At 66.9% G+C, this 25,235-nt stretch carries 21 protein-coding genes; 14 read left to right on the top strand and 7 right to left on the bottom strand.

Going from position 1 to position 25,235, the window contains the following annotated elements; genetic code table 11:
• Positions 1–137: 137 nt before the first annotated feature.
• On the bottom strand, positions 138–1,025 hold the full coding sequence (locus N4261_RS24090) for a carbon-nitrogen hydrolase family protein (protein ID WP_261757770.1): 888 nt from the start codon (positions 1,023–1,025) through the stop codon (positions 138–140).
• Positions 1,022–5,269, bottom strand: a complete 4,248-nt coding sequence (locus N4261_RS24085) for a YhdP family protein (protein ID WP_261757769.1) — start codon at positions 5,267–5,269, stop codon at positions 1,022–1,024. The genes N4261_RS24090 and N4261_RS24085 overlap by 4 nt, the downstream gene beginning before the upstream one ends.
• A 73-nt stretch (positions 5,270–5,342) precedes the next feature.
• Between N4261_RS24085 and glnE the strand changes: the two genes are divergently transcribed.
• Genes glnE through N4261_RS24070 form a run of 3 tightly spaced genes read left to right on the top strand, consistent with a single transcriptional unit; the run spans position 5,343 to position 9,629 of the window.
• Positions 5,343–8,102 (top strand): bifunctional [glutamate--ammonia ligase]-adenylyl-L-tyrosine phosphorylase/[glutamate--ammonia-ligase] adenylyltransferase, encoded by a 2,760-nt coding sequence (glnE, locus tag N4261_RS24080; protein ID WP_261757768.1) that lies wholly within the window; start codon positions 5,343–5,345, stop codon positions 8,100–8,102.
• A gap of 29 nt (positions 8,103–8,131) precedes the next feature.
• Entirely contained in the window at positions 8,132–8,764 is a 633-nt protein-coding gene (gene rrtA / locus N4261_RS24075; protein ID WP_261757767.1) for a rhombosortase, read from the top strand.
• Complete coding sequence (locus N4261_RS24070) at positions 8,742–9,629, top strand: DMT family transporter (protein ID WP_261757766.1); 888 nt, start codon at positions 8,742–8,744, stop codon at positions 9,627–9,629. Before rrtA ends, N4261_RS24070 begins: the two co-directional genes overlap by 23 nt.
• 93 nt (positions 9,630–9,722) lie before the next feature.
• Here N4261_RS24070 and N4261_RS24065 read toward each other — a convergent pair whose 3' ends face one another.
• From N4261_RS24065 to N4261_RS24055, 3 genes are all read right to left on the bottom strand, one after another.
• Positions 9,723–10,727: a polysaccharide deacetylase family protein gene (locus N4261_RS24065; protein WP_261757765.1), complete on the bottom strand. Its 1,005-nt coding sequence runs from the start codon at positions 10,725–10,727 to the stop codon at positions 9,723–9,725.
• Positions 10,728–10,758: 31 nt separating this feature from the next.
• Positions 10,759–11,595, bottom strand: coding sequence for a DUF3667 domain-containing protein (locus N4261_RS24060; RefSeq protein ID WP_261757764.1), 837 nt, complete (start codon positions 11,593–11,595; stop codon positions 10,759–10,761).
• 181 nt (positions 11,596–11,776) lie between these two features.
• Positions 11,777–12,685 carry a LysR family transcriptional regulator gene (locus tag N4261_RS24055; protein WP_261757763.1) on the bottom strand — a complete coding sequence of 303 codons (909 nt, stop codon included), beginning with the start codon at positions 12,683–12,685 and terminating at the stop codon, positions 11,777–11,779.
• Between the two features lie 114 nt (positions 12,686–12,799).
• Between N4261_RS24055 and N4261_RS24050 the strand changes: the two genes are divergently transcribed.
• The 5 genes from N4261_RS24050 to N4261_RS24030 all read left to right on the top strand — a co-directional run bounded on the left by N4261_RS24050 (position 12,800) and on the right by N4261_RS24030 (position 20,059).
• Complete coding sequence (locus N4261_RS24050) at positions 12,800–13,990, top strand: MFS transporter (protein ID WP_261757762.1); 1,191 nt, start codon at positions 12,800–12,802, stop codon at positions 13,988–13,990.
• A gap of 154 nt (positions 13,991–14,144) precedes the next feature.
• A complete protein-coding gene (locus tag N4261_RS24045) occupies positions 14,145–15,098 on the top strand; it encodes a diguanylate cyclase domain-containing protein (RefSeq protein ID WP_261757761.1) in 954 nt (317 codons plus the stop codon).
• Positions 15,099–15,576: 478 nt separating this feature from the next.
• Positions 15,577–17,151, top strand: coding sequence for a vWA domain-containing protein (locus N4261_RS24040; RefSeq protein WP_261757760.1), 1,575 nt, complete (start codon positions 15,577–15,579; stop codon positions 17,149–17,151).
• A 420-nt stretch (positions 17,152–17,571) separates the two neighbouring features.
• Positions 17,572–18,339, top strand: coding sequence for a hypothetical protein (locus N4261_RS24035; protein ID WP_261757759.1), 768 nt, complete (start codon positions 17,572–17,574; stop codon positions 18,337–18,339).
• A gap of 25 nt (positions 18,340–18,364) precedes the next feature.
• Complete coding sequence (locus N4261_RS24030) at positions 18,365–20,059, top strand: hypothetical protein (protein WP_261757758.1); 1,695 nt, start codon at positions 18,365–18,367, stop codon at positions 20,057–20,059.
• 87 nt (positions 20,060–20,146) lie between these two features.
• On the opposite strand, the gene N4261_RS24025 is transcribed toward N4261_RS24030, so the two are convergent.
• Positions 20,147–20,473, bottom strand: coding sequence for a metalloregulator ArsR/SmtB family transcription factor (locus N4261_RS24025; RefSeq protein ID WP_261757757.1), 327 nt, complete (start codon positions 20,471–20,473; stop codon positions 20,147–20,149).
• A gap of 100 nt (positions 20,474–20,573) precedes the next feature.
• On the opposite strand from N4261_RS24025, the gene N4261_RS24020 reads away from it, so the two are divergent.
• Together N4261_RS24020 and ubiG are read left to right on the top strand one after the other, a co-directional pair.
• Complete coding sequence (locus tag N4261_RS24020) at positions 20,574–20,987, top strand: thiol-disulfide oxidoreductase DCC family protein (RefSeq protein ID WP_261757756.1); 414 nt, start codon at positions 20,574–20,576, stop codon at positions 20,985–20,987.
• Between the two features lie 21 nt (positions 20,988–21,008).
• Positions 21,009–21,713 carry a bifunctional 2-polyprenyl-6-hydroxyphenol methylase/3-demethylubiquinol 3-O-methyltransferase UbiG gene (ubiG, locus tag N4261_RS24015; protein ID WP_261757755.1) on the top strand — a complete coding sequence of 235 codons (705 nt, stop codon included), beginning with the start codon at positions 21,009–21,011 and terminating at the stop codon, positions 21,711–21,713.
• A 64-nt stretch (positions 21,714–21,777) separates the two neighbouring features.
• On the opposite strand, the gene N4261_RS24010 is transcribed toward ubiG, so the two are convergent.
• Positions 21,778–22,515: an NUDIX hydrolase gene (locus N4261_RS24010; protein ID WP_261757754.1), complete on the bottom strand. Its 738-nt coding sequence runs from the start codon at positions 22,513–22,515 to the stop codon at positions 21,778–21,780.
• A gap of 92 nt (positions 22,516–22,607) precedes the next feature.
• Here N4261_RS24010 and N4261_RS24005 point away from each other — a divergent pair, with 92 nt between their 5' ends.
• From N4261_RS24005 to N4261_RS23990, 4 genes are read left to right on the top strand one after another with little or no spacing between them, the layout of a single operon-like run.
• The gene (locus N4261_RS24005) at positions 22,608–22,976 is read left to right on the top strand and encodes a hypothetical protein (protein WP_261757753.1); all 369 of its coding nucleotides are present in this window, start codon (positions 22,608–22,610) and stop codon (positions 22,974–22,976) included.
• Complete coding sequence (locus tag N4261_RS24000; RefSeq protein ID WP_261757752.1) at positions 22,973–23,584, top strand: DUF4291 domain-containing protein; 612 nt, start codon at positions 22,973–22,975, stop codon at positions 23,582–23,584. The genes N4261_RS24005 and N4261_RS24000 overlap by 4 nt, the downstream gene beginning before the upstream one ends.
• Entirely contained in the window at positions 23,577–24,143 is a 567-nt protein-coding gene (ybiA, locus tag N4261_RS23995; protein WP_261757751.1) for a riboflavin biosynthesis intermediates N-glycosidase, read from the top strand. The genes N4261_RS24000 and ybiA overlap by 8 nt, the downstream gene beginning before the upstream one ends.
• A 14-nt stretch (positions 24,144–24,157) precedes the next feature.
• Positions 24,158–25,057, top strand: a complete 900-nt coding sequence (locus N4261_RS23990) for an ADP-ribosylglycohydrolase family protein (protein WP_261757750.1) — start codon at positions 24,158–24,160, stop codon at positions 25,055–25,057.
• Positions 25,058–25,235 lie beyond the last annotated feature (178 nt).

Genomic DNA, 25,235 nt, shown 5'->3' with positions numbered 1-25,235 from the left:
CGATGGACCCGGGCGGTCCCAGCGGCCGGCGCGCGGCATCGTCGACTGGTCTCCGCGCTTCGCCAAGCGCTCAGCGCCAATGGGGATGCCCCGGGGCGACCGCAGCGGCGACTCACCCGAGCAGCGACCCCACCTGATCAGAGCCGCCGATGCTGCAAGGCCGGCAACTGATGCCGGACCTGGGCGAGCCGCGCGGGATCGATGTCCGCCAGCGCCAGGCCTTCGCCCTCCGGCACACAGGCCAGCACCTCGCCCCAGGGATCCACCACCATGCTGTGGCCCCAGGTCCGTCGACCGTTCTCATGGGTGCCGCCCTGAGCGGCCGCGATCACATAGGCCTGGTTCTCCACCGCGCGGGCGCGCAGCAGCAGTTCCCAGTGGGCCTGGCCCGTGGTGTAGGTGAAGGCGGCAGGCACGCTGATGAGGTCCAGCGGCGCCTGACCGTCAGCGAAGCTCATCGCGCGGTACAGCTCGGGGAAGCGCAGGTCGTAGCAGATCGACAGCCCGATCCGCAGCGACAGGCCGCCGCCCGCGCTCTGGCCATGGCCCTGACCGTCTGCGCCGATTCCCGTCAGGTCCGCGCGCAGGGTGACCGGCGCTTCGCCGGCCTCCAGCACACGGCCTTCGTCGTAATGTTCACGGCCGTTGTCGTAGCGGAACAGATGCAGCTTGTCGTAGCGCGCGGCCAGCGAGCCGTCGGGCGCGAAGACGCAGGTGGTGTTGCGCACCCGCTGGGCCGGGGTCGGCGCGCCGTCGATCGCCATCGGCAGCGTGCCGCCGAGGATCCACAGGCCATGGGTCCGGGCCGCCTGGCTGAGCAGGCCCTGGATGGGCGCCGTCAGGTCACCGGGGCGCTCGGCGAAGGCCAGCTTGTCGGTGTCGTGCTGGCCCATCAGGCAGAAGTATTCCGGCAGCGAGACCAGCCGCGCGCCCTGCGCGGCCGCCTCGGCAATCCAGTGCCGGGCTCGTTCGAGGTTGGCGTCCAGCCGGGTGCCGGACACCATCTGGATGGCGGCGATCTTCATGGGGCGCTGTCTCCTTGGCCGGTGGCGGTGTCGGGGGCCTGGCTGCCGGACGGCTGCGAACCCCGCGGCACTTGCTCGATTTTGGGATCGGTCCAGGTGCCGGTGACGCGGAATTCCTCGGTACTGGCCGCGACGATGGGCTTGCGCAACAGCCACTGGGCCAGGAAGGTGCCCAGGCCGATGGCGGGATTGACGGCGGCATAGGCCAGTGCGGCGCCGCCGGCGTTGATCTCGGGCACCACCACCACATGCAGGTCCTGGGTTTCGGCGGCGAGGTTGGCCGATCCTTCCATCAGCACCGCCGCCTGCAGGCCGCGCATGCGCAGGTTGTCGCTGCGTGCCACGCCCTTGGCGATCTGGATGTCCCCGCCGACGTTGTCGAAGGCGAAGCCCTCGGAGAACACGTCGCGGAAGTCCAGCACCAGGCGGCGCGGAATCGACTGCAGGCTCAGCACGCCCAGCAGCCGGCCGACGCCCGGCTCGGCTTTCAGGAACTGGCCGGAGTCCATCGCCACCGCCAGCTTGCCCCGCATCGACGGATAGTCGGGCGACATCGGAGACCCCTGCCAGCCGAGTTGGCCGGTCAGTTGGCCCTTGCCGCCGCGCAGCACCTGGCCTTGGCCCAGCCGTTCCAGCAACTTGCCAGCATCCACCACGTCCAGCTTCCAGTCCAGCTCGGTCCGGCGGGTGGAGCGGCCTGCTTCCGGCGCCCACTGTCCGGCGGCGCTGAGCGTGGCGTCGGGGTTCTTCAGCAGCAGCTTGTTGAGCTTCCAGTCCCGCACCTCGGCCTGTTGCTGGGCTTCGATCTCCAGCCGGCCCAGCCGCTTGCCGCGCAGCTCGAAGTCGTCGACCACGATGTCCAGCGTCGGCACCGAGTGCGGTTGCTGATCCAGCAATTGCTCGACCGTGTCGGCGTCGGTCTTGGGGACGGACAGCCGGGAGAGGCGGGCAAACACGCGGCCGGGACGATGGGGTCGCGCCGTGCGCACCTCGATGAAGCCACTGAGCTGCTCCGCGTCCACCGACACGCGCCAGCCGGCGGTGGCGCTGTCGCGGGTGACGCCGGCCACCACGCGGTTGAGGGTCCGGCCCGAGGCCTGCAAGGTCTGCACCTTCAGCGCCAACTGGCTGGGCGCATAGCCGCCCTCGATGGCGCCGTCCAGGGCGGCGTCGCTGTCCGCGGGCGCCTCCCGGGTGGCGTCCTTGTCCTTCTCCTTGTCCTTCTCCTTGTCTTTGTCCTTGCTGCCCATCAGGGCGGGCAGCGCGGTCTGCCAGGTGTCCGCATTGAGCTGCTGGAAGGTGGCCCGTGCCACCACGCCCTGCGTCGGCAGCTCGGGCAGCTTCTCTTGCAGCGCCAGCGCGCCGCGCAGCACCCGGGGCTCGCCTGTGACATCGCGTTGATAGAGGGCCTGGACCGGCCCGGCCTCGATGCGCAGCTCCTCGCGCTGGCTGCCGGTGGGCGCGGGCAGGGCCCGGGTGGTGACGCGCAGCGGCCAGCTCTCCTCGGGCGTCTTGCGAAGCGGGGCCGGCAGGTCCAGGCCCATGCCCTGCATCGTGCTGGTCAGGGTGATTTCCGGCTGGCCCTTGAGGATGCCGAGCTCGAACCGCACCGGTGTCTGCCCGGTCATCGCCTGGGCCGCCCGCGCGCCCAGTCCCAGCTCTGGCGCGTTGCGCATGGCCTCGGCGGTGACCGTGCCGTTGGCGATGAAGCGCAGGCTGCCGTCGGCTTGGGTGCCGCCGTCGAAGGTGGTGTCGCCGCCCAGCACCCGGGCCTGACCGCTGCGGATCTGCAGGCCCTTCTGGTCGAAGTCGATGCGGGCGCGGGTCTGGGTGAACATCGGCGCATCCGGGCTCAACCGCAGGTCGTTGCCGGTGAGCATGACCTGGCCCTTCACCGTGGTCCCGTCGATGTGGGCCAGCGGCAGCCGCAGCCCCAGTTTCAAGGTCATCGGGCCATTGGCCACGGTGGGATCGAGCACATGGCTGGTCAGCTCCGAAACCGGTGAGCTGCGCACATACCGCAGCGCATCGGCCAAGGCGCCGCGGCCGTCGCCGCTGATGTCGAGCACCGGTGCATGGTGATAGAGGTCCGCCATGTGGCCCTGCACATCGGTCAGTTCCACGCCCATCAGTCGGGCGCGACCGTTGCGGATGGTCATCGCAGCCCGGTCGAACACCAGCTCGGCATGGAGCTGCTCCATCGCCGGCCAGGGCGAGGTGAAGGCCGGCAGGCCGTTCTCGGCCGGATGGCTGGGGACATAGGCCAGGGTCAGGTCCCGCACCTGGCTGCTGATGTGGAACTGGCCCTTGCTGCGCGGCGCATCGAAGGGGAAGTCGATCAGATCGCCCAGGAGCCGGACCTGGATCTTCTGGACGGTGCCGTCCTGGATCGCATCGCGGATGTAGCGGCGGGCGTCGGGGCCCAGCGAGGCCGGGAGATAGCGCAGCACCCGCGGGGCACGCACCTCGTCGATGCGGCCGGTGAGGTCCAGTCGACCGCTGTCATGCGGCCGACGGGTGAGCGCGCTTTGCCAGACGCCGTCCACCTCGGCCCGCAGGTCGTCGGTGACCAGCTTGACCTGGCTGAATTGCACCGTCCACTGGCGGGTGATCGGCGCGGTGCCGGGCGCGCTGGCCGGGGCGCCGACGCTGGATGGGCCGGATTGCGTGAGGGGCGAGCGGGCGGCGGCGGTCGGGACGGCCGAGGTGGCTGTCGGCAGGCGTTGCGCACGCCAGTTCAAGGTGGCCTGCGCCTGCTGAACGGGCAGGGCGGCCTCGGTGAAGACGCCGGGCAGGGTCAACTGGCCGTTGTTGATCGCCAGCGTGGCGCTGCCGCCTTGCTCATTGGCATCGAACTGGACCTCGGCGCCGCGGACGCCGGGCCGGCCGATCGGCGGCGCGGAGGCCGGATCGTCCGGTATGACCGGCGCGGCGGCGGTGAGTTGCAGTTGCTGCAATTGACCCTTGGCGCGGTAGTGGTGGGGCGCCTCCAGCGGACCCTCCCACTGCAGCTGCAAGCCGTTGAGTGCGCCACCGGGCTTCATGTCGCCGATGAGCTCGCGTTGCGATTCGGCCAGGGGCAGGCGCGAGAGGATCTGCGCGCCCAGGGCCAGGTCCAGTTGCTGCGCCTGGAAGTCGCCGCCGGTGACCGTGCCGGTCTTCTCATTGCGTTGCAGATGGAGCGCCCAGTCCGAGCGTGGCCAGTCCAGGCCATCCCCGGCGCGAAAGCCCAGCTGTTTGGCTTCCAGCGAAAAGCGCTTGGCGGTCTGCTGCATCACCAGCCGGCCGCCGACCTGGGCCAGATCCAGTTCCGGCAGCGTGGGCGAGACCCTCAGCTTGACCGCACGCAGCCCCATGTCCAGCGTCAGGTTGCGGGGCTGGCCCTGCTCGATGTCCAGCCAGGCGCGCAGCGCGCCGTCGCCCTCGTTGAGCTCGAAGGGCAGGTCCAGGTAGCGGCGCAGTTCCCGCACATCGGTGCGGGGCAGGTCGGCGAAGAGCTGGCCGCTCCAGTGCTGCAGCGCACCGGGACGCTCCAGCAGCGATTGGGTGAACTGGCCGCGCAGGCTGAACCGCTCGCCCCAGCCGGTTGGCGGTGTGGCGTCCACCCGCAATTGATGGCGACGCAGGCCGTTGCGCAGCACCAGGTTCAGATCGAAGAGTTCCAGCGGGGGCGCGGCGCGCAGTTCGTCCACCCAGCGGATGCGGCCATGCAGGATGACGAACTCATGCTGTTGGAAAAACCAGTCGGCGGCGGCCTCGGAGGTGGGCGTGTCTTCATGCCCGTCCATGCTCAGGCCGGCCACGAACACCCGGCCCTGGGTATCGCGGCGCAGCAGCAGCTCCGGGCCGTCCAGCAAGAGTTGGGAGAAGCGCAGCTCCAGCGCCAGCAGCGAGCGGGCGGAGAGCGAGGCGCTGACCCGCGGCAGCACCAGGGCGTCGCGGCCTCGGGCGTCGGTCAGGCGGACATCGCGCAGGTCCAGCGTCGGGATCCAGCCCCCGGAACTGGCGCTGATGCTGCCGATGCGGACCGGTACCCCCAATGCCTGGGTGGCTTGCTTTTCCAGGTTGGGGCGCCAGTCATCGATGTGCGGCAGAATCGCCCAATGCAAGGCAAGCCATGCGGAAAACAGCACGGCGAGCAAGACCAGCAGCGGACCGCCCATCCATAGCGCGCAGCGGGTCCACCAGCGTCGCGATGCGACCGTGGGGCCGGAGGCAGTGCGGGAATCGGCGGGAGAGGACATGTAAGAGGGAACGGCGGTCGCCGAATCTAGCACAGCCATTCGGGCCATCAGCCAGCGAGAGTTTTCTTTACCGATGGAATCAGTTGCCCCGGTCACGACCGATGCGACCTCGGCGTCTTCGACGCCCGTCGCACCCGCCGACCACAGTCGCTTTGTCCAACGCATCCGGCGTCGTTATGCCGCTGAACTGGGCTGGTTGCCGCCCGGCTTGCCGGTCGACACGGTCATGCGCGAGCTGGTTGCCCGGCTGCAGCAATCGGGGCGCCTGCTCCCCGCCGCGCTGCGGGTGATGCGCCAACTGGTGATGGAGCGCCTGGCCGTGCTCGATGTGGAGCAGGGCGCGGCGATGACCGACGTCACCCAGGCGATGACCCATTTGGCGGAAGTCAGCCTGGACCTGGGCCTGCAGCACTGCCGGCTTGAGCTGGATGCGATCCACGGCAAGCCGCGCGACGCCGACGGCCAGGAGATCGACTTCTGGGTCGTCGGCATGGGCAAGCTGGGCGGGCGGGAGCTGAATGTCTCCTCCGACATCGACCTCATCTATGTCTATGAGGACGACGGCCAGACCGACGGCCCGCAGCGCATCAGCGCCCACGAGTATTTCGCCCATCTCTCCCGGCGGCTGTCCACCCTGATCGGCGACGTCACCGAGGACGGCCAGGTCTTCCGCGTGGACCTGGCGCTGCGGCCCAACGGCAACTCCGGGCCGCCGGCCGTCAGCATGGCGATGCTGGAAGAATATTTCCTGGTCCAGGGCCGTGAATGGGAGCGTTTCGCCTGGCTCAAGAGCCGGGTGGTCGCCCCGCGCGCCAGTGTCACCAATGGCCGGGCGATGCAGTTGCGCAGCCTGGTCACACCGTTCGTGTACCGGCGCTATCTGGATTACGGGGTCTTCGAAGGGCTGCGGCAACTGCACCGCAAGATCCGCGACGAGGCCCAGCGCCGCGCCGCCGGCCGGCCGGAGCGGGCCAATGATGTGAAGCTGTCGCGCGGCGGCATCCGTGAGATCGAATTCATCGTCCAGCTGCTGCAGGTGGTGCGCGGCGGGCAGTTCCCGGAGATCCGCACCCGCTCGACGCTCAAGGCGCTCAACCGCCTGGCCGCCCGCGGCCTGATGAAGCCCGACACCGCGATCGCGCTGGCCAAGGGCTACGACTTCCTGCGGCGGGTCGAGCACCGCATCCAGTATTTGGACGACCAGCAGACCCACTGCCTGCCCGGCGGGGATGAGGACATCGGCTGGATCGCCCGCAGCATGGGGCTCAGTTGCAAAGGCGCCGCCTGTCCGCTGATGGACCGGCTGCTGGAAGTCCGCGAGCTGGTGGCCACCGAATTCGATGCGCTGCTGCATGACGGCGTGGCGCCGTCCTCCGGCGGCTGCAAGGGCGGCATGTGCGGCGGGCCGCCGCTGCCGATCGACAGCGAGGAGTTCCTCGACAAGCTGCAGCCCGAGCTCGCCGCCAATGTGCGTCGCTGGGCGCAGCAGCCCCGGGTGCAGAACCTGCGCGAGGAATCCCGGCTGCGGCTGGCCAAGCTGGTGGGGCGCGCGGCGCTGGCGGTGCGTCAGGGTGAATGCACCCTCGATGCGGCGCAGCGCTTTGTCGACTGGGTGGAGCCGCTGCTGCGGCGCGAGAGTTATCTGGCGCTTCTGGTGGAGCGTCCGGCGGTGCAGGGGCGTCTGCTGCGGCTGCTGGGCCTGGCCCGCTGGCCGATGCGCTATCTGATGCAGCATCCCGGCGTGATCGACGAACTGGCCGATGCGCGCCTGCTGCATGAGCGCTTCGACGGTGCCGCCTTCATCCAGGATCTGCAGGCGCGCCATGACGCCTGGGCCGAGCACGGCGAAGCCAGCGAGGATGCGCTGCTGGACAGCATGCGTCGCGCCCACCATGCCGAGGTCTTCCGCACGCTGGTGCGGGATGTCGAGGGCCAGATCAGCGTCGAGCAGGTGGCCGATGAACTGTCGCTGCTGGCCGATGCCACGCTGCAATGCGTGATCGACTGGGCCTGGGACCGTCTCAAGCAAAAGCACCGGCCCACACCGCGGCTGGCGGTCATCGCCTACGGCAAGCTCGGCGGCAAGGAGCTGGGCTACGGCGGCGATCTGGACCTGGTCTTCCTGTTCGATGACGACGATGACAACGCCTCCGAGATCTACGGCGCCTTCATCCGCAAGCTGATCACCTGGCTGACCTTGCGCACGGCTGCGGGCGAGCTGTTCGACATCGACACCGCGCTGCGGCCGAACGGCAACTCCGGGCTGCTGGTGACCTCGCTGGCGTCGTTCGAGAACTACCAGACCGGCCGCGGCAGCAACACGGCCTGGACCTGGGAACACCAAGCGATCACCCGGGCCCGCTTCTGTGCTGGCGATGCGTCGCTGGCCGAGCGCTTCGAGGCCACCCGGCGCGCGGTGCTCAGCTCGCCGCGCGATCCGCAGGCACTGCGGCACGAGGTGGTGGCCATGCGCGACAAGCTGCGTGCGGCTCGACCGGTGCGCGACGGCTTCTTTGATGTCAAACACAGCCCGGGCGGCATGGTCGATGCCGAGTTCGCCCTGCAGTTCCTGGTGCTGGCGCATTCGGCGCAGCATCCGGAACTGCTGGCCAATGCCGGCAACATCGCGCTGCTGCAACTGGCCGAGTCCGCCGGTCTGCTGCCGGCGGGCGTCGGCCGTGCTGCAGCCGATGCCTATCGCGAGCTGCGCCGGGTGCAACACCGGGCGCGACTCAATGAGCAATCCACGGCGCTGGACGGCGAGTCCGCGCAGGCCATCCAGCCCCAGCGCGACGCGGTGCTGGCGCTGTGGCACGCCGTGTTCGGCGATTGACGCGGGCCCGTCCCCGCCGACAGCGAACCATGCCGGGACGCGCCTGGGTGCTGATGGCCTTGCTGCTGGCCGGGGGCGCCTTGCTCTGCTGGGTGCAACCGCCGGCGGTCCAGGCCGCGATGGAATGGCAACCGGCCCTGGCCTGGCGCGAACCCTGGCGCGCGTTCAGTGCGGCGCTGCTGCATTGGAGCCCCCAGCACCTGATCGCCAACTTGGCCGGCTGTGCGGTGCTGGGTCTGCTGGGCGTGGCCGCCCGCCTGGAGCGCCGCGACGCCATCGCCTGGCTGCTGGCTTGGCCCTTGACTCAATACGGCCTGCTGTGGGCGCCGGACCTGCTGCGTTATGGCGGCCTGTCCGGCGTGCTGCATGCGGGCGTGGCGGTGGCGGCGTTGGCGATGCTGCGGGCGCCGCATGCGCACGGGCGGGAGCGGGTCATCGGCCTGCTGGTCGGGCTGGGCTTGATCGCCAAGGTCGCTGCCGAGCGACCGCTGGCCCATCCGCCGCTGCGGCATTGGGACGGCTGGAACATCGCCATCGCCCCGCTGGCTCACCTGACCGGGCTGCTCTCCGGTGTCGCGATGGCACTGATGTGTGCGTGGGCCGCGCGCTGGTGGGCGCGTCGGCGGCATGATCGCGCGCATGCAACGCAAGCACCAACTTGATGGCGCGGCGGTGGCGATCCTGCTGGGTTGCTGCCTGCTGTGGGGGCTGAACCAGGTGGCCGTGAAGGCTGCCCTGACCGAGATCGGACCCCTCTGGCAGGCGGCGTTGCGCTCCGGCGTGGCCGGCGTGCTGGTGTGGTTGTTCGCCACCGCGCGTGGCATTCGGTTGTTCCAGCGCGATGGCAGCCTGCCGGGCGGGCTGCTGGCGGGGCTGCTGTTCGCGGCGGAATTCGCCTGCATCTTCATCGGGCTGCAGTACACGACCGCGTCGCGGATGGTGGTGTTCCTTTATCTGTCGCCATTTGTCGTGGCCCTGGGCATGCCGCTGATCTCGCCGTCGGAAAAGCTCAATCTGCGCCAGGGACTGGGCCTGCTGATCGCCTTCGGCGCGGTCGCTTTTGCCTTCGGCGAAGGACTGCATGGCAGCGCTGATCGGCCGATGCAGTGGCTGGGCGACACGCTGGGCGTGCTGGCCGCGCTGTTGTGGGGCGGCACGACGCTGGCGATCCGCGGCTCGCGGCTGTCCTCGGCGAGCGCGGAGAAGACGCTGCTCTATCAGCTGGCGGTGTCGGCCCTGGCGTTGGCGGTGGGCGCGCTGGCGACGGGCGAATCCATGCCGCTGCAGTGGTCCTGGCGCCTGCTGGGCCTGTTCGGATTCCAGGCCGTGATCGTGTCCTTCATCAGCTACCTGCTGTGGTTCTGGCTGATCCGGCACTATCCCGCGACCAAGCTGTCCAGCTTCACTCTGAGCACGCCGCTGTTCGGCCTGCTGGCCGGCGCGCTGCTGCTCAGTGAGCCGATCACGCCGCGTCTGATGCTGGCGTTGGCGGGCTTGGCGGCGGGCATCGTGATGGTGAACCGCTAGCCGCGCCAAGCGGCGAGGCGTGCCTCATCGCAGAGCGCAGGTTCGGACCTCTGACAGCGGCCTCGCCTGAATCGCTGGCCACGCCTGAAACGCTTACCGGCCGCAATGCTCGCGATGGAGAGCGGCCGTCTGTCCGTCCGGATCCGGCTGTCCATAGACGCTCAGCTTCACGCCCTTGCTGCGCGCCCATCGCGCCAGCCATGACGGCCCGAACTTGCCGCTGGCCAGCGCCGGCGTGCGGTAGGCCTCGTCCTGCAGCGCCTCGTCCAGCGAGATGAACCGGTAACCCAGCGACCGCAGCGTGGTGAGCGAGCGATCCAAGGTGTCCGCATTCAGCCGATTGGCATGGATCAGCCAGATCTGCGGAATCTGGCGCTCGAAGAGCTGCGCCGACATCGATTCGAACACCGCCACCGCCCGCCGCAGATGGGCGTCGTACTCGTCCTCCACGATCTGGCGTGTGGCCGCGGCATCGGTGCCGTCGAGGTGGTCGTAGACGCAAGCGAACAGGTAGTCGTCATGCTCCACGGTGAAGGGCGCCAGCGTGTAGCCGTGCGCCTGGAGGAAGGTCTCGAAGGCGAGGCGGTCGGCTTCGGTCCTGCCGGTCTGGGTGAAGGGCGGGCGGTAGTAGCGCAGGGGCGCGCCGCGTCGCGTGGTCAGCCAGCGGGTGAAGACCTCGCCGCGCAGGACCGCCGCCTGCACCTCCGCCACGCTGGAGGTCCACAGACCCAGATGGCCGAAGTTGTGATTGCCCAGCGCCATGCCGGCGTCCAGCCACGCGTCCAGGATGGCCACGCCGCGATCGATCTGGCCGGGCACCAGCAGCCGGTCTTCATTGACGAAGCCGATCGCCGGTGCCTGATGTCGCTGCAAGGTGCGCAGCAGCGCCTCATTGAGGCGCGCGGCTTCCGGCACCGTCATCGGGGTGGCGGAGGCGAAGGGCAGGTCGTCGATGGTGATGACGATGCGCTTGTCCGGCGCCGACCAGCTGCAGACCGGCAGCATCAGCAGCGCGAGCAGGGCGGTGCGCAGGCGCGCCATGAGCGGCATCGGCGTGGCGGCGGGCCGGCGCAGGGACTCGGGTCTGGGAACGGTCATGGTCACGGGCCTGCTCATGGTCATGGCGCGGTCAACCCGCCGAGAGGGAGGTCAGTACCACCAGCGCGGCCACGCCCACGCTGATCAACGGCAGATAGAGCGCGGACAGCACGGTGCTTCGCCAGATCCCGCCCCACCAACTGACCCCATAGACCCGGCGCAGCGCCGCAACCCCATAGACAAGGGCCCACGGCGCGATCAGGTAGGCCAGCCACGAGGCCGCCAGCGAGGCCAGGAAGGCCAGGAACCAGAACGCATGCAGATGCAGCGCGAAGACGAAGTGCTCGGCGTATTTCAGATGCCGGCGGAAAAACACCAACGCCAGCAATGCCGCGAACGCCGGCTGCATCAGCAGCAGGGCGTAGGGCGAGTAACGGTCGATGCGGGCCTGGATCTCCTCCGGCTTGGCTGTCACCAGCCGCTTGCCGACGTCCATCATCTTGCGCTCGAACCAGCCGCAGGAACGGCCGACGTCGGGACCGGTGTCGCCTTCGGTGGCGCACGGAGCGTGCTGCACCGTGACCGGCTGTTTGAAGTTGATGCGGAACTCCGCGTCGCCCACCAGGTGCAGGGTGATGAAGAACACGAAGCTCAGGCTCAGGTAGAGCCGCAACGGTTGCACATACCGCCGGCGTCGTCCCAGGAAGTATTCCCGCGTGAGTCGCCCCGGCAGGAAGGCCAGCGCGGCCAGCGAGCGCCACAGCGGTCCCTCGAGCGCCACGTAATGGCCGACAAACTCATGGATGAATTCCCGCATGGAGGCGGGATGCAGCGGGGTCTCCTGACCGCAGCCGGGGCAAAAGCGTGCGGTCGATGGGAGCGCCACATGACAGTTCGGGCAGGCCGTGGGATTGGAAGGATGCGTCATCGAGGGGCCGATGTGGGAAGCCGTGGCGGGGACGGGGGAGACATCGCCAAGAGCGAGGTGCTGGGGGCGATGATAAAAAGGCCGGGTCGCCTCCGCCCTGCGGGTTAGCGCGCAACGCGTCAGAACAACACCTGACCCGGTCCACGGCGCGCGAGCCCCATCGGACGCGCTTGTCGCTGCGCTAACGAATGCGCAGGGTGTCGGCCAGATGCGCCAACAGGCGGTCGACCTTGGGCAGCAGTTGCTTGCCCAGCGGCCAGACCAGATGCAGTGGCAGCCCGTCGCAGGTCTCTTCGGGCAGCACCGGGACGAGCCGACCGGCGCGCAGCGGCTCGTCCGCCAGCCAGGTGGCCAGTTGCGCCACGCCCAGGCCGGCCACGACTGCATCCCGCTGCGCCTCGCCATGCCCCACCACGAACCGGCTGTCGACGCTGCGGCGCATCGGTACGCCGTCGGGCGTGTTGATCCACCAGGGACTGGTGGTGCCGTCTGCCCGGCCATAGGTCACCACCTCATGATCAGCGAGATCCTCCAGCGTGCGCGGCACGCCGTGCTGGGCCAGATAGCTCGGCGCGGCACAGAAGATCAACCGTTCCGTGCCGAGGCGTCGATGCCCCATGTTGGCCGGCCAGTGGTCGGGCCCGCCGATCCGCACGGCGACGTCGATGCCTTCGTCGATCACATCGACGAACCGGTCGGTGAAGCCGACATGCGGTTGCACCGCCGGATGCCGGCGGGCGAAGTCGATCAGCGCGGGCATCACCTTCAGATGGCCGAAGGTGGCGGGCAGATCGACACGCAGCCGGCCCGACGGCTCGGCCGCATCGGCGGCCAGCACGCGCTCGGCGGATTCCAGCTCTTCCAACACCCGCACGCAGATGCGATGAAACGCGGCGCCCGCATCGGTGAGCCGCAGCCGACGGGTGGTGCGCTCCAGCAACCGGGTGCCCAGCCGGGCTTCCAGCCGTGCGACCGCCTTGCCCACTGCGGAGCTGGTGAGGTTCAAGCGCTCGCCCGCCGCGGTGAAGCTGCCGGCTGCCACGGTCGCGACAAAGACGTCGATGCCCTTGAGCCGCTCCGAGTCGTGCATGCCGTCACCTCCGCAATTAAGGATCTGAATTCTAGATTCGATGGAAAAATGATCCGAGACGAGCGCTGGGATCGCCAATAGGCTGTCGACCCTCTTTGGTCAATCGTGCCCGCCATGTCTTCCCAACCCATTCCCGCCTCGGCGGCTTTGCCGGCCGCAGGTCGCGGTCAGGCGTCCATCGTCATCCTGGCGATTGCCGCCTTCGTGATCGTCACCACTGAATTCCTGATGGTGGGCCTGCTGCCCGCGCTGGCACGCGACCTTGGCGTGACCGTGTCAGCGGCCGGACAGTTGGTGACCTTGTTCGCCGTCGTGGTGATGGTCTTCGGACCGGTGCTGACCGCCTGGCTGTCGCACCGCGAGCGCAAGGGGCTGTTCCTGTCGGTGCTGGTCCTGTTCGCCGTGGCCAATGCGGTGGCGGCGATGGCGCCCAACCTGTGGGTGCTGGGCATTGCGCGCATCGTGCCGGCGCTGGCGTTGCCGGTCTTCTGGGGCACGGCCAGTGACACGGCAGCGCAACTGGCCGGCCCCGGTCGCGCGGGGCGGGCGGTGTCGAGGGTCTACCTGGGCATCTCGGGCGCGATGCTGCTGGGCATTCCGCTGGGCACCCTGGCCGGCGAAGTCCTCGGTTGGCGCGGCGCCTTCTGGATGCTGGCGGCGCTGTCGCTGCTGGTGGCGGCCCTGTTGCACTGGCTGATGCCCACCCTGACGCCCGGGCCTCGGGTGCGGATGACCGAACAGGCCCGCATCCTGAGGGATCCGAACTTCGTGGCGAATGTCGCGATCTCGGTGCTGGTGTTCACCGCCATGTTCACCGGCTACACCTACCTCGCGGCGCTGCTGGAGCGGGTCGCCCAGATCCCGCCGGCACAAGTGGGCTGGTGGCTGATGGGATTCGGCGCCGTGGGTCTGATCGGCAACGGGCTGGGCGGGCTGTGGGTGGATCGCCGCCCGCTGCTCACCACGGCGGCGTTCTGCATGCTGCTGGCCGCTGGCATGGTGGCCACGGTGCTGCTGGCGCGCATCCCGATCGGCCTGGTGCTGGCGTTGACCGTCTGGGGCGTGGCGAACACCGCGCTTTATCCGGTCTGCCAGATCCGGGTGATGAAGGCCGCGCCGCAGGCGCAGGCGCTGGCCGGCACGCTCAATGTGTCGGCGGCGAATGGGGGCATCGCCTTGGGGGCGGTGCTGGGCGGCGCGAGCATCCCGTGGTGGGGCGTGGGCAGTGTGGGCTTTGTGGGCGCTGCGGTGGCGGTGTTGGCGGCCGGGGCGGCCTTGGCGGCGAGGGCCGTGGCGCGTAGGTAGATCGACCACAGGAGGTTCAGCGAAGCGCGGCTTGTCCGGTGTCGGGGCGTTTTTTAGAGTTGACCCCGGGCAAGTTTGTTCGCTGCGCGTGAGCGGGCAATCCCAAGGCCGGGCGCCAACGCCCCCTCGCTTCCGTCTCGCTCCACACACCGCCATGCCTTCGCTTCTTATCGTTGACGACAACGTGCAGTTGATCCCCGTGATGGCGCGAATGCTCGCGCCGCTGGGACAGGTGCGCTTCGCCACCAGCGGCGAAGACGCGCTGGCGCAGATGCGCCAGCATGCGCCGGACCTGGTCCTGCTGGATGCGGAGATGCCGGGCATGAGCGGCTATGACCTCTGCCAGGTGATGCGCTGCGATCCCGCACTGGACCTGGTGCCGGTGATCTTCGTCACCGGGCATGACGACTTGGGCGCGGAGCTGCGAGGCCTGTCCTGCGGCGCGGTGGACTTCATCTCCAAGCCGGTGAGTGAGCCGCTGCTCATTGCGCGGGTGCGGACCCAGCTGAGGCTCAAGCGGCTGACCGATGAACTGCGCCGGTCGGCCACGACCGATGCGCTGACCGGGCTCGACAACCGGGGCAGCTTCGATCAGCGACTGGATGCCGAATGGGCGCGTGCGGTCCGGACGGGGTCGGCGCTGACGTTGGTGTTGATGGATGTGGACCACTTCAAGCGCTTCAACGATCACTACGGCCATCCGGCCGGCGACAGTTGCCTGCGCGAAGTGGCGGCGGCCATCCGGGACCAGGCGCGACGTCCGGCGGACCTGGCTGCGCGCATCGGTGGCGAGGAGTTTGCGGTGTTGATGCCGGATACCGATGAGGCCGGTGCGCTGCAGGCGGCGGAGCGAATTCGCGCTGCAGTGGCCGCCCGGTCGATTCCGCATGAGGCGTCGTTGACGGCCGATCATGTGACCGTCAGCCTGGGCGTGGTGTCCTGTACGCCCGATCGCCAGGGATCGCGCATGACGGTTGAGAGCCTGATGGCCGCGGCCGACCGGGCGCTTTACGACGCCAAGGCGGCCGGGCGCAATCGCTGCGCTGCCGCGGGGCCGATGCTGCATGCCGGCCCGCAGGTCGCGACAAGAGAGCGTGTGCCGGGCTGATGCGCGTCAACCTGCCGGTGCCCAAGGGCCCTCCGCTGCGTGATGGCAGGGAGGGCCCTTGGATTTCAACGCAGGGTTCGCGTTCGTCCTGAAGTGACAGACGCTGTGAACGGTTGGTTCAAGATCCGCAACACGTCCGACGAAGCACAACTGACCGAACAGCCGGCGCGGCCCACATTCGCTGGCGAAGGCTGGGTGAGCGGGCGCAAGCTCATCGTCAAACCGCAGGCGGAGGCGGGGCGCCTACGTCCGCTCCTCGACCGAACGACGACTGCATTCAGATAACTTGCTAGCGACGCAGCTAGTGGGCGGGCAGGTTCGCGCGGGTCTGTCGGGCAGCGCTGGGGGCGTGAGAAGAAATTTCCCGCGTGTAATCAAGGGCTTAAGCGACTCATCCAGCCAGCTGGCAAGACCTGGCACAACCGTTGCAATGAAGGAGGCATACACAAGACGTTGAAAGCAAAAGAGGAGAACCCTCATGGTCAACCCCCAGCTCTTCCCCACGAACAAAGGCACCCTGCTGCCCGCCGCGACGGCATGCAATGCCGAGCAGGCGCCGGCCTATGGGTTCAGCCCGCGCCATCAACTGGCGCAACTGGTGGCCACGGGTTGCCTGAGCCGCACCTTCTACGCCAATGCCGACGATCAGCTGGATCAAGCGCTGGCGCTGACGCAGCAGCTGGAGCCGGCCTTCATTGCCAAGGCGGCGATCTATGGCCGTCAGACCGGCTACATGAAGGACATGCCCGCCCTGCTGGCCGCCACGCTGGCGGTGCGCGACGTCGGCCTGCTGAGCCAGGTGTTCTCTCGCGTGGTCGACAACGGCAAGATGCTGCGCAACTTCGTGCAGATCCTGCGCAGTGGGGCCGTCGGTCGCAAGTCGCTGGGCTCGCGTCCGAAGAAGCTGGTGCAGCACTGGTTGCTCACGGCCACCGAGAAACAGCTGCTGAATGCCGCCGTCGGCAACACGCCCTCGCTGGCCGATGTGGTGAAGATGGTTCACCCCAAGCCGGCAGAGGCCTGGCGTGCGGCGTGGTTCGCGTGGCTGATTGGTCGACCCTTCGATGAAGCGGCCCTTCCGCCCATCACCCAGGCCTTCGAGCGATTCAAGCGCGAGGCAGCGCAAGGCGAGGCGACCGAGGTGCCTGACGTCCCCTTCCAGATGCTGACGGCACTGGCGCTGAGCACCGCGCAGTGGGCCCAGATCGCTCGCCAGGGCTCGTGGCAGATGGTGCGTCAGAACCTGAATGCCTTCGCTCGCCACGGTGTGTTAGAACAGGCCAGCATGGCCGAGGCGGTGGCCGCCAAGCTCAGCGACCCGCAGGCCGTGGCGAAGGCGCGGGTGATGCCGTACCAGTTGATGGCCGCGTTCACGGCAGCCGGCGAGGCTGTGCCGGCGGCGGTGCGCGATGCGCTGCAGACGGCGATGGAACTGTCGCTGTCGAACGTGCCGACGCTGGCGGGTCGTGTTGTGGTGTGTCCCGACGTGTCGGGCTCGATGAGCTCGCCGGTGACCGGTCATCGCGGCGCGGCGTCGTCCAGCGTGCGCTGCATCGATGTGGCTGCTTTGGTGGCTGCTGCGGTGCTGCGAAAAAACCCCGACGCGCGTGTGCTGCCGTTTGAGCAGGACGTGGTGACGCTGCGGCTGAATGCGCGCGATTCGGTGATGACCAATGCGCAGGCGTTGGCGAATGTCGGGGGCGGTGGCACGAACTGCAGCGCGCCGCTGGCCTTGCTGAATCGGGAACGGGCGGCGGTGGACCTGATGATCCTGGTCTCGGACAACGAGTCCTGGGGTGGCGCGCACCGGTACGGCGCCACGCCGACGATGCGTGAGTGGGCGGTGCTGAAGCAGCGCCATCCGCAGGCGCGTCTGGTCTGCATCGACATCCAGCCGGCGGCGACCACCCAGGCCTCGGAGCGGCCCGACATCCTGAATGTGGGCGGCTTCTCGGACGCGGTGTTCAGCCTGGTGGCGAACTTCGCTGCCGGCACGATGGAGGCCGCGCACTGGGTGGGTGAAATCGACAAGGTGCCGCTGGCTGCGCAGTAGCGCCACGGCCCACTCCTTGGAAGGTATCCCGGGCGAATGCCTGCAGGCGTACAGCGCATCCAGGCCGAGCGGGCCGGCAGGCCCGCAACGGAGAACCCGTAGGCCGCGCTTGCAACTCTTGTCGCCCGGGGCACCAACCTCTCTACAACCAATGCGTCGTCGCGTGGCGAATGCAGATGGGACGCCATTGAACGTGTCTCACCGACTGTTTGTCGCCACGCGGGGAGCCTCAGGTTTTGCGCGAATGCCGGCAGGACTACATCCGGTACGCCGGGGGTTCGAATCCCCAACTGGGCAACCAGCGGCTCTGTCTTGCCAATTCTTGTCGCGCTCTTTTTTTGAGATGCACGGCGGCCACGCGTCGCCGCGTCCTTTGATTTCGCCCTCATCATGTTTCTTCCATCGATTGAACGCCCGGCCATGAAACGCGTGATCGCGGACGCCTACCAGGCCTTCCGCCGGTTCGGCCCGCCTCAGACACCTCTGGACGCCTGCACGGCGTGCTGCATGGATCCTGCGTTGGAGCTGCAGATGCGCACGCTGCCGCTGCGAGCGCTCACACGGGAACATTTCTATGAATACAACAGCGCCGCAAAGAGCGAGGTACAGCCGGCCGCGGAGATTCAGTACCTCCTGCCTCGCTTGCTGGAGCTCATTGCCCAGGGCGAAGAGGTCCATCACTCGATTGAGCTGTTTTTCGACCGCGTCGGACGTTGCTCGGAAGGCACCTTCGATGCGTCGCAGCGCGCCGTGCTCGATCGCTTTGCGCTGGAGCACTTCGCCAACCACCTGAACGCTGGGCGTGAACGACTTCTGGAAGACCCGCTCTCCATTCTTTTGATGTTTGATATCGGTGGCCTGGATATCCGCCCATTGCTGGCCTTCTGGCTCGATAGCGGGGATCTGCAATCCACGGTCCAGTATGTCGACGAACGCTATTGGCACGTTTCGGAAGACGGGTACGTGACCAACGCGTTTGCGGAAGGGCGCACGTGGTTTCAGCAGAAGGTTCGCGCCTGGATGATGGACCCGACGAATCAACGCGTCTTCTGCGACAAGCTGCTGCGGCCCGAGTTCCTGGAACTCATCGACCAACAGCCTGCGTGGGGGGGCGTGCCGTTCAGGACAGTAGTCGATGTCGTGTTCGACAAGTTGACCGATCAAATGGCGACCCGTTCGCCACAATGAAGCCACGACTTTGCGCCATGGGCCGATGCTGCCGAATCTTGACGGCGCGGGGCTCAGGCTCAACCAACCTATAAATCAAACAAGCCGCCGGCGGCCAATACACGGAGGAAAAATGCAGCAATCACATGCAGTGGAAGGCACCACGCCCCATCGCCACGACAACACGGACTACCGCGCGTTCCTGGCCCGCATTCAGACGCGATTCCAGTTGCGCACCGAGGACGGCGATCGCGCCGTGTTTCTGACCGATGCCGGCGACCTGTGGTCACTCTATCTGGACAGCTTCGCCGATCCCGTGGAGCGCCAGATCCGCAACTGCTCGACATGCCGCAAATTCATCGAGCGCTTCGGCCACCTGGCCATCGTGGCGGATGACGGCGTCGTTCATTCGGCGCTGTGGCATGCGGATGACGCGCCGGATGCCTACGCCGCGGCCGTCGCGCAACTGGACCGTGCGGTGCGCCGTGCCAAGATCGTCAGTCCGTTCCTCAGCCGGGATGCCGTGTTGGGCGTTCCGGAGGTGGGTGGATGGGCGCATCTGTCGCTCACTCAGCCGGAATCGATGCGCTACAAGGGCGTGGTGTTGAAGCCCGGACAGGCAATGGCCGAGAAGCGGGAAGACTTCAAGACGGTCATGCATGCGCTGAATGAATTCACGCAGCCCATGATCGAGACAGCGGTCAGGCTGTTGAAGTCGGATCACCTCTACAGCAGCGAGCGCGTGCTGGGGCAGGCAGAGTGGCTGTACCAGCTGCACGCGGCGCGCGCTGCCGCAACGGGGGATGGGAAGGCGGCGGTGGTGTGGTCGGCCATCGCCAAGGCACCGGCGGGTTTTTGCCATCCGCGCAGTTCGATGATCGGGACGTTGCTGGAGGACATCGCCGCGGACCTGCCGTTCAGCGACATCGCCCAGCGATTTGCCGCCAAGATGCACCCGCTGCGTTACCAGCGTCCACAGGCCCTGCCGACGGCGGGCAACGTGGCGCAAGCCGAGAAGCTGTTCGCTCAGTTGGGTCTCGCACCGGCATTGGATCGGCGCATGGCCCGCCTCGACGAGATTCCGCTGCTGTGGTCACCCAAGGCAGACGAACCCGCTGCGGCGGCAGGCGGTGGGATCTTCTCTCGGCTGAAGACGAAGGCGACCGGTGCGGCGTCGACATTGACCATTCCCGCCATCACGATGACGGCCGAGAAGTTCCTGCGCGAAGTGATGCCTGATGCAGACAGCATCGAGATGGAGTTGCCTGCGGGCAATCAAGCCTTCATTGGTCTCACCACCGCGGTGAATGCGGACGCGCCGAGGTTGTTCCAGTGGGATCACCCGGTCTCTTGGTATGTCTGGCATGGCGGCGCCCCGGCGAGCCAGTACGGATTGAAGCCAGGCCGCTTGACGCTGAGCGGCATCACTCGCCTGCCCGCTCGGTGGGGCGATGACGCGGAACGCTTCAAGCATCAAGGCGACGGGATCATCCTGCTGCTGGCCGGTGCGCGCGAGACGCGGCAAAGCGGCTCAGCGCTGTTCCCGTCGTTGCTGCGCTCTGAGCTGCACGGCGTGCGCGCGACGATCGAGGCGCACTCCAAGGACGCGCAGATGCAGGGGCTGGATGAGGGCAGCGCGGTGGGGATCGACTTGCGCAAGGGCGGGAGTTCGTATCCGGTCACGGTTCGCGTCACCTCGGCGGGGCGATCGCAGGTGTATGTGATTGATCGGTGGGATTGATCGCTCGGATTGAGGCGAGGCAGCGACGGTCAGGGGCATGCGCATGGGTGCGACTCGCGACCGCTGCCTGGCTGCTTCAAACCGCCTTCACGCCCCCTTCACGCCGCCAGTCTTGGTGGCGGCGATCGCCTTGCTCTCCTTGCGAAGCTTCGTCGACACCGGGCAGACCTGCTGGACGAAGCTGGTGAGGGTGTTGGCGAGACTGTCCTTCTGCAGGCTGTAGAACACGAAGCTGCCGCGCTTGTCCGACTTGACCAGGCCAGCAGCTTCCAGAATCTTCAGGTGCTTGGACAGGGACGGCTTGGTCATGTCAAAGCGGCTCGCGATATCGCCCGCCGACAGCTCGGTCTCGGAGAGGTACGCCAGGATCTTGCGCCGCGGCGTTGAGGCGAGCGCTTCGAAGATCTTTTCCATGGCGTGATCGTAGCAAGTGGATGTCGTCTTTTGCTAATTTTCCATTTCGCTATTTAGCTAAATCCGATGCACAATCAGGATGAAGCCACTGGGAGCCTGCGTGTCTGACACATTGCCATCCCCTGTTCCTCATCCTGCCGACAAACTGGTGTCAAGGCCCCACGTCGTCTACTACAACAGCGCCTGCCCGGTTTGCGATGCGGGCGTGTGTGCAATGCGTGACCGCATCGCCGAGGCGGACGTCGAATGGGTCGATGTGCACCGCAATCCGGAGCGCCTCGTCCCCCTGGGGCTCGATCTGGAAGACGTGCGAGAGCGCTTGCACGTGGTCGACCCGAGCGGCCACCTTCAAGTGGGTGCGCCGGCGCTGTTAACGACGTGGTCGCTTCAACCTCGCTGGGGCTGGCTGCTCAAGCCGCTCGGCTGGCCCGGCATTCGCCGATTGACCTCCTGGGCTTACGTCTTGTTTGCCCGCCAGCTCTACCGCTGGAACCGCCGCCAGGGTCACTGGTGATCCACCCACACAAGGAAGTTCATGGTCACGCACACCAACTCCGATGCCGCCGAGCTCGCTAAGTTTCAGGCGCTAGCCTCGCGCTGGTGGGATCCCGAGTCCGAGTTCTGGCCGCTCCACGCCATCAATCCGCGACGGCTCGAATGGATCGACAGCCTGGCCCCGTTGCGCGGGAAGCGGGTGCTGGACGTTGGCTGCGGCGGCGGCATCCTGGCCGAGTCGATGGCACATCGCGGCGCCGACGTGCTGGGCATCGATCTGGCGGACAAAGGGCTGAAGGTGGCGGCTCTGCACGCGGCCGAAAGCAAGGCTTCGGTGGCTTACCGGCACATCGCCGCGGAGGAGCTTGCGCGCGAGATGCCTGCCTCGTTCGACGTGGTGACCTGTATGGAGATGCTCGAGCACGTACCCGATCCGGAACAAGTCGTGGCAGCCTGCTCGGCACTGCTCAAGCCAGGCGGTTGGGCCTTTTTCTCGACGATCAACCGCTCCCCATTGAGCTGGTTGGTCGCCATCTTCGGCGCTGAACGTGTGCTCAAGGTACTTCCCCGCGGTACGCACGACTACGCGAAGTTCATCAAACCAGCGGAGCTGAAGGCAACGGCTGCCAGCTTTGGGCTCACGCTTTGCGATGAGAAAGGCTTGCGTTACAACCCCGTCACCAAGTCCTTCGGGCTTGGCCGCTGGATGGGCGTCAATTACTTGCTTGCGATGAGAAAAGTCTAGGTTCGCCGCTGCCTTCGTACACGGCGATACCGCCTTCGGTGGGCGGCCAACGTTGCAGTGCCTCTCAGTCCCGGGGGCTGAAGGTCCGGGGAAATACCACCGGCGTCCGACGGTCTGCGAGCCGGTACCCCATGGCCGGGCGGTTCGAGCTACCCTCGACATGACCGGCTTCGACGAGGAACTGCGCTGCCAACATGCGCGTTCTGAACCCGCTCTTGTCCACGGCGCGATTCAGGACGATCTCGTAGATGCGCTGCAATTGCGGCAACGTGAAAGGCTCCGGCAACAAGAATGCCGGCAGCGAGGTGTATTCCACCCGCCCACGTAGGCGCTCCACAGCGGTTTGCAGGATGGCTGCATGGTCAAACGCGAGCCTAGGGTCTGCAAGGACATCCTCCACTGCGAACCAGGCCACGTCAGCCGCGTTCGCCCCTTTTGCAAGCTCGATGTCTCGGCTGGGAATCAATGCGAAGTACACATGGGTGGCCGACCATCCGCGTGGGTCCCGCGCCGCGCCGCCCCAGCTACCCAACTGCTCCAGGTAGGGAGTGAGAACACCAGTCTTCTCGCGGAGTTTGCGTTCGGCGCATGCCAGAAGGTCCTGGTCGACGGCGACGTCCACGAATCCACCGGGCAGCGCCCACCAGCCCGGAAAGGGCTCAGATTTTTTGTCCTGAGGCCGCTGCACGAGCAGCACCTTCAAGGCGTCGTCCGCGACCGTGAAGATGACCACGTCCACTGTCGTGAATGGCAACGGGAAGTCAAACGAGGGGGCTTGGGGCCGAGTTTTCTTGGTGGTCATGGATGCACGTTGCTTGACGGAATTCTTTTCGAGTTGTATTGTGCAACTTAATTAAGGTTGTATAGACCAACTAATAACGCTCAGGGATGTCCATGAATGACACCGTCACCCTCTACCGCCCCACCGGGCCGAAGGAACTTGCGCTGGTGGAAGCCAGTGGCAATCGTGGATGGCCGCCGCGGCTGCCGGATCAGCCCATCTTCTATCCGGTGACCAACGCGGCCTACGCCGTTGAGATCGCGCGGGACTGGAACGTGCCCGCAAGCGGCGCCGGCTTCGTGACTCGCTTCGAGGTGCGTGAGGCGTTCATGCAGCGCTATACCGTCCATCAAGTGGGCGCCGCCCATCACACGGAGTGGTGGGTGCCGGCTGGGGAACTGGAAACCCTGAACGACAACATTGTCAGCACCATCGAAGTGATCCGGCGCTTCCCCGAGAACAAAAACGAGAACGGAACATGAAACTCGCAACCGCTCCCCACCTGCAGCAAGCCGCCGAATGGCCCGAAGAAGGCGAGCACATCCTTGCCCACCATGACGACACCAGCGTTGTCGTCTATCAGGCCTATCGACCGTCCATTGGTCGTTACGCGATCGAGCATGGGCACTTCGGCGGCCCGGACTACAGCTTCAGCCGCATGAGTTGGGTGAAGCCCAACTTCCTGTGGATGATGTATCGCTGCGGCTGGGGCATGAAGGAGGGGCAAGAAGTCATCCTGGGCCTGCGCATTCGACGGGCCTTCTTCGACAAGTTGCTCGACGCTGCAGTGTCGTCGTCCTTCGATCAGACGCGCTATGCCACCCAGCAGGATTGGCAGGACGCCGTCGCCACCTCCGAAGTGCGCCGGCAGTGGGATCCCGACCATGCGCCCAGCGGCGCCAAGCTACCGCGTCGTGCCATCCAGCTCGGACTGCGCGGTAGCTTATTGCGTGCGTTCGCGACGACCGAACTGATGGAGGTTATCGACATGACCGACTTTGTAGCCGACCAACGCCAGTACGCCCAGGACGACCACCCGCAACTGACGACCCCGCTTGAGCACGTATACCAACGACATCACCATGACTGACATCTTGAATCTCCGCAGCGTCGAAGACCTGCTGCGTGCCCTTGAAGCCGGCGCGACACCGAAGTACATGCTCTTCTGGGGACACCAGCCCAACGCTGACGGTTCCATCGGCAAGGGTTGCTTCAGTCAGTGGTTTGAGGCGAGTTTCGAGGTCGATGGCCAGCCCTACCTGACGGCAGAGCACTTCATGATGGCCGAGAAGGCCCGCCTCTTCGGCGACGTGGGGACACGCGCCGGCATCTTGGCAGCCAGAACGCCCGCAGAGGCAAAGAAGCTGGGGCGAGGCGTGACGGGGTTTGACGATGCGCTTTGGGAACGGGCGCGTTTTGACATCGTCGTCCGCGCCAACGAAGCGAAGTTTTCGCAGAACCGGGCATTGCGGGACTACCTGCTCACCACTGGAGACCGCGTGCTTGTTGAGGCCAGCCCCGTGGACCGCATCTGGGGAATTGGCCTGGCAGCGGACGATCGACGCGCCTTGGAGCCGCGCTCGTGGTGTGGTTTGAACCTGCTGGGCTTCGCACTGATGGAAGTGCGCGCCCGGTTGGCATCCGACTGAATCGGGCGACAACGATGGACGCTATTGATCGATACCGGGGTGCGTTGCTGGGCCTAGCCTGCGGCGACGCCGTCGGCACCACCGTGGAATTCATGCCGAGGGGCAGCTTTGCACCGGTGACCGACATGCTGGGCGGCGGTCCCTTCTCGCTGGCACCGGGCCAGTGGACCGACGACACCTCAATGGCGCTCTGCTTGGCGGAGAGTCTGATCCAGACAGGTCGCTGCGATCCGGCAGATCAGATGGGCCGCTACGCCAACTGGTACGAATGGGGCTATTGGAGTTCAACAGGCGTTTGCTTCGACATCGGGATCACGACAAAGGGCGCTATCCATCAGTTCCTGCTGACCGGCGAGGCGCTCTCGGGATCTTCGGATCCGGAAGCTGCGGGCAACGGCTCCCTCATGCGACTGGCTCCCATTGCCCTGCGCTTCGGTCACGACGAGCAACTGGTTCAGGACATGGCGGCGCTCAGTTCGCAGACAACCCACGCCGCCGCCGAATGTCTCGATGCATGCCGCGTGTTTGCTGTGGCGTTGAGTCGAGCGCTTCAAGGCATGCCGAAGGAACAGGTGCTGGACCTCGGCGATCTGCCCATCGAAAGCGCCAAGATCCGGGCCATCGCCACGGCTGATCACGCCGCCAGGCAGGTTCAACAGATCAGGGGGAGCGGCTATGTCGTGGACAGCCTGGAAGCGACGCTCTGGTGCTATGCCAGGCACGACAACTTTCGCGACGCCGTGCTTGAAGCCGTCAACCTTGGCGATGACGCCGACACGACGGGCGCCATCGTCGGCCAACTCGCCGGCGCCACCTATGGTGCAGCCGGCATTCCCGCGGCCTGGCTTGCTCGCCTACATCTTGCGCATGAGATCGCGGGCCTCGCGGACTCACTGTGGCGACAGACCCGCTGAATCCACTGGCGAAAGAGGATACGGGAAGTGGGCCCCGAGACTTGAAGGTCCTGAAGGAAACCGATGCAAGGCTGTTTTGTCGAGTTCAGTTCGCCGGATGATTCATCGCTGCTGTCCTCCGCGGGCACTTCAGTCCCTGTCACGGTCAGCTGCGTAGCGGCCTGGGCAGTAGTCGCAC

It is taken from the genome of Roseateles amylovorans (assembly GCF_025398155.2).
Taxonomy (GTDB): domain Bacteria; phylum Pseudomonadota; class Gammaproteobacteria; order Burkholderiales; family Burkholderiaceae_C; genus Roseateles; species Roseateles amylovorans.
The sequence above is the reverse complement of the archived record's forward strand: the minus strand, read 5'-3'. Positions and strand labels throughout refer to the sequence as shown.

Bases quoted from the DNA above. Each gene is read 5' to 3' on its own strand.
- N4261_RS24000 (WP_261757752.1), top strand. From the start codon at position 22,973: ATGAAACTCGCAACCGCTCCCCACCTGCAGCAAGCCGCCGAATGGCCC.
- N4261_RS24060 (WP_261757764.1), bottom strand. From the start codon at position 11,595: ATGACGCATCCTTCCAATCCCACGGCCTGCCCGAACTGTCATGTGGCG.
- N4261_RS24090 (WP_261757770.1), bottom strand. From the start codon at position 1,025: ATGAAGATCGCCGCCATCCAGATGGTGTCCGGCACCCGGCTGGACGCC.
- N4261_RS24055 (WP_261757763.1), bottom strand. From the start codon at position 12,685: ATGCACGACTCGGAGCGGCTCAAGGGCATCGACGTCTTTGTCGCGACC.
- N4261_RS24040 (WP_261757760.1), top strand. From the start codon at position 15,577: ATGGTCAACCCCCAGCTCTTCCCCACGAACAAAGGCACCCTGCTGCCC.
- N4261_RS24035 (WP_261757759.1), top strand. From the start codon at position 17,572: ATGAAACGCGTGATCGCGGACGCCTACCAGGCCTTCCGCCGGTTCGGC.
- N4261_RS24045 (WP_261757761.1), top strand. From the start codon at position 14,145: ATGCCTTCGCTTCTTATCGTTGACGACAACGTGCAGTTGATCCCCGTG.
- N4261_RS24085 (WP_261757769.1), bottom strand. From the start codon at position 5,269: ATGTCCTCTCCCGCCGATTCCCGCACTGCCTCCGGCCCCACGGTCGCA.
- N4261_RS24050 (WP_261757762.1), top strand. From the start codon at position 12,800: ATGTCTTCCCAACCCATTCCCGCCTCGGCGGCTTTGCCGGCCGCAGGT.
- N4261_RS23990 (WP_261757750.1), top strand. From the start codon at position 24,158: ATGGACGCTATTGATCGATACCGGGGTGCGTTGCTGGGCCTAGCCTGC.
- N4261_RS24010 (WP_261757754.1), bottom strand. From the start codon at position 22,515: ATGACCACCAAGAAAACTCGGCCCCAAGCCCCCTCGTTTGACTTCCCG.
- N4261_RS24070 (WP_261757766.1), top strand. From the start codon at position 8,742: ATGCAACGCAAGCACCAACTTGATGGCGCGGCGGTGGCGATCCTGCTG.
- rrtA (WP_261757767.1), top strand. From the start codon at position 8,132: ATGCCGGGACGCGCCTGGGTGCTGATGGCCTTGCTGCTGGCCGGGGGC.
- glnE (WP_261757768.1), top strand. From the start codon at position 5,343: ATGGAATCAGTTGCCCCGGTCACGACCGATGCGACCTCGGCGTCTTCG.
- N4261_RS24065 (WP_261757765.1), bottom strand. From the start codon at position 10,727: ATGACCGTTCCCAGACCCGAGTCCCTGCGCCGGCCCGCCGCCACGCCG.
- ubiG (WP_261757755.1), top strand. From the start codon at position 21,009: ATGGTCACGCACACCAACTCCGATGCCGCCGAGCTCGCTAAGTTTCAG.
- N4261_RS24030 (WP_261757758.1), top strand. From the start codon at position 18,365: ATGCTGCCGAATCTTGACGGCGCGGGGCTCAGGCTCAACCAACCTATA.
- N4261_RS24005 (WP_261757753.1), top strand. From the start codon at position 22,608: ATGAATGACACCGTCACCCTCTACCGCCCCACCGGGCCGAAGGAACTT.
- ybiA (WP_261757751.1), top strand. From the start codon at position 23,577: ATGACTGACATCTTGAATCTCCGCAGCGTCGAAGACCTGCTGCGTGCC.
- N4261_RS24025 (WP_261757757.1), bottom strand. From the start codon at position 20,473: ATGGAAAAGATCTTCGAAGCGCTCGCCTCAACGCCGCGGCGCAAGATC.